This window comes from Roseisolibacter sp. H3M3-2, from assembly GCF_029211165.1.
In the GTDB taxonomy this organism is placed as follows: Bacteria; Gemmatimonadota; Gemmatimonadetes; order Gemmatimonadales; family Gemmatimonadaceae; genus Roseisolibacter.
This window is the reverse complement of the sequence record NZ_JARGEK010000408.1, coordinates 1-3,945: the sequence shown is the minus strand read 5'-3', so window position 1 is coordinate 3,945 and position 3,945 is coordinate 1. Positions and strand designations below refer to the sequence as shown.

The 3,945-nt window shown below is 73.4% G+C and carries 7 protein-coding genes; all 7 read right to left on the bottom strand.

Annotated elements, in window-relative coordinates:
* Positions 1-87: 87 nt before the first annotated feature.
* Positions 88-756 carry a CDP-alcohol phosphatidyltransferase family protein gene (locus PYV61_RS22040; RefSeq protein ID WP_275835720.1) on the bottom strand — a complete coding sequence of 223 codons (669 nt, stop codon included), beginning with the start codon at positions 754-756 and terminating at the stop codon, positions 88-90.
* Positions 757-823: 67 nt separating this feature from the next.
* A complete protein-coding gene (locus PYV61_RS22035; protein ID WP_275835718.1) occupies positions 824-1,501 on the bottom strand; it encodes an ADP-ribosylation factor-like protein in 678 nt (225 codons plus the stop codon).
* A 10-nt stretch (positions 1,502-1,511) separates the two neighbouring features.
* The gene (locus PYV61_RS22030; protein ID WP_275835716.1) at positions 1,512-2,051 is read right to left on the bottom strand and encodes a roadblock/LC7 domain-containing protein; all 540 of its coding nucleotides are present in this window, start codon (positions 2,049-2,051) and stop codon (positions 1,512-1,514) included.
* Positions 2,052-2,091: 40 nt separating this feature from the next.
* Positions 2,092-2,451, bottom strand: a complete 360-nt coding sequence (locus tag PYV61_RS22025) for a hypothetical protein (RefSeq protein ID WP_275835714.1) — start codon at positions 2,449-2,451, stop codon at positions 2,092-2,094.
* Entirely contained in the window at positions 2,448-3,041 is a 594-nt protein-coding gene (gene recR / locus PYV61_RS22020; protein WP_275835712.1) for a recombination mediator RecR, read from the bottom strand. The genes PYV61_RS22025 and recR overlap by 4 nt, the downstream gene beginning before the upstream one ends.
* A gap of 4 nt (positions 3,042-3,045) precedes the next feature.
* Positions 3,046-3,360: a YbaB/EbfC family nucleoid-associated protein gene (locus PYV61_RS22015; RefSeq protein WP_275835710.1), complete on the bottom strand. Its 315-nt coding sequence runs from the start codon at positions 3,358-3,360 to the stop codon at positions 3,046-3,048.
* Positions 3,361-3,500: 140 nt separating this feature from the next.
* A partial coding sequence (locus PYV61_RS22010) for a hypothetical protein (RefSeq protein WP_275835708.1) occupies positions 3,501-3,945 on the bottom strand: 445 nt, incomplete at its 5' end.

Genomic DNA, 3,945 nt, shown 5'->3' with positions numbered 1-3,945 from the left:
AGGCGTCGTGCAGGCGCCGCGCGTCGTCGCGCAGCGCGGCGGCCGTCCACGCCCCGTCGGGCGTGCGCAGCGCGGCGCGCGCGGGGCTCAGCGCCGCAGCACGCCGCCGTAGCGGCGCAGGTACAGCCAGAGCGAGTAGAGCGTCAGCGCCACGGCGCCCGCCATCGACAGCGCGCCGACGACGCCGTTGAAGTAGGCGAACGCCTGCCAGTCGGCGCGCCCCTCCCACGCCGCGTTGCGCGCCAGCGTGTTGGCGAAGAACCAGAAGTACGCGGCGCCGACCCACGTCGACTGGAAGCCGGTCTTCCACTTCGCGGGGCCGATGGCCGCGATCACCACGCCGCGCCGCACGGCCAGCTGGCGGAACGCCGTCATGAAGGCCTCGCGCCCCACGACCACCGCGACCACCCACCACGGCAGCGCGACGAAGCCCGCCGGCGTCGCGAAGGCGAACTCGGGGCGCCCCTCGGCGGAGACGTCGGCCGGGAGGAGCAGCGGGCCGCCCATCAGCACGAGCATCGGGATCAGCGTCGCGACGAGCAGGAGCTTGTCGGCGAGCGGGTCGAGCAGGCGCCCGAGGTCGGTCACCAGGTTGCGCGTGCGCGCGAGGTGCCCGTCCCAGTAGTCGGTGACCGCGGCCGCGATGAACAGCACGAACGCCGCGAGCCGCGCCGTCGAGCCCGACGCGAACGGCAGGGCGGCGATGAAGGGCGCGGCCGCGATGCGGGCGGCGGTGATCGCGTTGGGGAGGTTCACGGGCGGGGGGCGGCCGGGACGACGCCGGCAAGATAACCGGCGCGCACGGCGACGCTCAGCCCGGGCGTCAGCCCAGGGAGCGGACGACCAGCTTCGAGACGGCCTTCAGGGTGTCGAACACCCCCGCCCCGGTGGTCGCCACCGCCTCGAACGACGGGACGCGCTCCCACCACTCCCCGCTCGGCAGCCGCTCGACCAGCGGGACGCCGGGGCGGAACGGGTTCTCGGACGGCTTCTGCTTGGCCGTCTCGGTGACCTCCCACCCCGGGTTCAGCATCGCCTCCAGCTCGTCGAGCGGGGCGGCGTTGGGGAGGTCGCGCTTGTTGTACTGCAGCACGAACGGCATCCGGGTCAGGTCGTACCCGTGCTCCGCCATGTTGTCGTACAGGTTCTGCATCGACTCCATGTTCGCCTCGGCGCGGTCGACCTGCGAGTCGGCGACGAACACCACCCCGTCGACCCCCTTCAGGATCAGCTTGCGCGAGGCGTTGTAGTACACCTGCCCCGGGACCGTGTAGAGGTGGAACCGCGTGCGGAAGCCGCGGATCTCCCCCAGGTCCACCGGGAGGAAGTCGAAGAAGAGCGTGCGCTCGGTCTCGGTCGCGAGCGAGATGAGCTTCCCGCGCGTGCCGGGGCTCACCTTCTCGTACACGAACTCGAGGTTCGACGTCTTGCCGCCGAGCCCGGGCCCGTAGTAGACGATCTTGCAGTTGATCTCGCGCGACGCGTAGTTGATCATCGACATCGGCCGGCCCTCAGGAGAAGAGTCGGTCGATCTCGTCCTCGGCCCCGGCCAGCAGGTCGAGGGGGGCGGGCTCGCTCCCGAGCGCCCCGGCGAGGCCCCGCGCGCCGGCGCCCGGCGCCGCGGCGGCCGCGGTGCCGCGCGCGAACACTGTCTCGAAGCGGCGCGTCAGCTCGTCCACGGCGCCCTTGAGCTTGAGGCGCACCAGCCCGATCGTCGTGCGGTCGTCGAAGAGGACGACGAGGATGATCCGCCGCGCGACGTCGGCGAGGAACATCGACTCCTTCTCGCCCTGGTGGAACAGGGTCGTGAAGTCCTTCTCGCCGATCAGCTTCGCCAGCTGGTCGTTGGCGCTGAAGTCGGCGGCGGTGAGCGACGCGAACGCCGTGGCGTCGAACGCCGGCGGCTCGCCGACGGTGGCCACCAGCTGGCCCGCCCGGTCGACGAGGAGGGCGCAGCGCGCGTTGCTGTCGTAGAGGAACCGCTGCAGCGATCCGCTGATCGCCCGGAAGTCGTCGTCGGTGAACGACCAGCTGACCGCGCCTGGGGGCATGCCGAGAAGCGAAGGGGACGGGAGGGCCGGACGACCCCGACTACCGCGCGAGCGACGCCTCCACCGCGGCCAGGGCCTGGCGGCCCCGCCGCCGCAGCAGAGGGTGCGGCTCCCAGCGCACGTAATCGCGGAGCAGCCTCGCCGTATCTACGCTCGGACGGGTCGCGAGGTAACTCACGGCCGCGAACCGGCGCACCGGCTGGCGGCTGAACAGCCCCTGGCGGCTCCGGTCGAGCATCCCGGCCCACGCCGCGGCCCCCACCACCAGCCCGCCGAGAAACCCCGCGGCCAGCAGCGTGACGGCGCCGTGCCCCTCGTCCTCCCGGCGCCGGCGACGCTGCCGGCGGCGGTGGTCGCGCCGGTCGTCGTGCCGGCGGTCCGCATGCCGTCGCTCCCTCACATCTCCCTCCGCGCCGACAGCGCCTGGGCGATGGTCACCCCGTCGGCGTATTCCAGGTCCCCGCCCACGGGGAGCCCGCGGGCGATGCGCGTCACGGCCACCCCGTCGGCCTGCCCGCTCAGCTGCCGCTGCACGTACAGCGCGGTGGCCTCCCCCTCGAGGCTCGGGTTGGTGGCGAGGATGACCTCGCGCACCTCCCCGCCCCGCACGCGGGCGATCAGCCGGTCGATGGTCAGGTCCTCGGGCATCACGCCGTCCAGCGGCGACAGGCGCCCGCCCAGGACGTGGTAGAGCCCCCGGTACTCGCCGGTGCGCTCGATCGCGCCGATGTCCGACGCCTCCTCGACCGCGCAGATCACGCCGCGGTCGCGCCGCTGGTCGCGGCACACGCTGCAGCGCTCCTCCTCGGTGAGGTTGAAGCACTCGGCGCACGGGCGCACGCGCTCGGCCAGCGTCGTCAGCGCGTCGGCCAGCCGCCGGCTCTGCTCGGGGCGCTGCTTGAGCAGGAAGTACGTCAGGCGCAGCGCGGTCTTGCGGCCGATCCCCGGCAGCTTCGAGAGCTCGCCCGCGAGGTCGTCGATCGCCGACACGCGGTCAGAAGGGGAGCTGGAACGGGAGGTTCATCCCGCCGGCCACCTTCCCCATCTCCGACTCCTCGAGCGCCTTCGCCTTGGCCTGCACGTCGCGCAGCGCGACGGTGATCAGGTCCTCGAGCATCGCGACGTCGTCGGCGCTGACGACGCTCGGGTCGATCTTCACCGCGCGCACGGCACCCTTCCCGTCCGCCTCGACCGTGACCACGCCGCCGCCGGCCGTGCCGGTCACGGTGCGCGTCGCGAGCTCCTCCTGGATCTGCTGCAGCTGCCCCTGCATCTGCTGGGCCTGCTGCATGAGCTTCATGATGTCCATGGGGGGATAATACTCCGGGGGCGGTGGGGGCCGAAACCGCGGGAGTCGTCACGGCGGGACTCGCGACGGCGGGAGTCGCTACTGCGCAGTGCGCCGTTCCGACTCCCGCCGTCGCGACTCCCGTGGCAGCGACTCCCGCTTCACTCCATCAGATCGAGATCGAGCGCATCGATCGCCGCCCCCAGCACCGGATCCCGCTTCCCGAGTGCGGTCATGCGCTCGGCGCGCACGGTCTCGGTGGTGAGGCGCTCGGTCGGGGGCGCGCCGCCCTCGGGGGCGCGCACGATGACGCGGGTGGCGCCCGGGTGCGCCTGCCGCACGGCGGCGAGCACGTCGTCGCGCGCCATCTCGAGCGCCTGCACGTAGGCGGCGTTCGACTCCTGCAGCTCGATCGTCACCGCGCCGGTGGCGGCGACGGCGATCGGGAGCGCGTCGCCGAGCGCGGAGCCGATGAGCGGGCGCGCGGCGCGCGCGAACTCGACGACGCGGTCCCACCGCTCGGCGAGCACCGACACGTCGCTGGGCGACGACGCGCGCGCGGCCGCCAGGTCGGCGACGGCGGTCGCGGCGGAGCGGGGCGCGGGG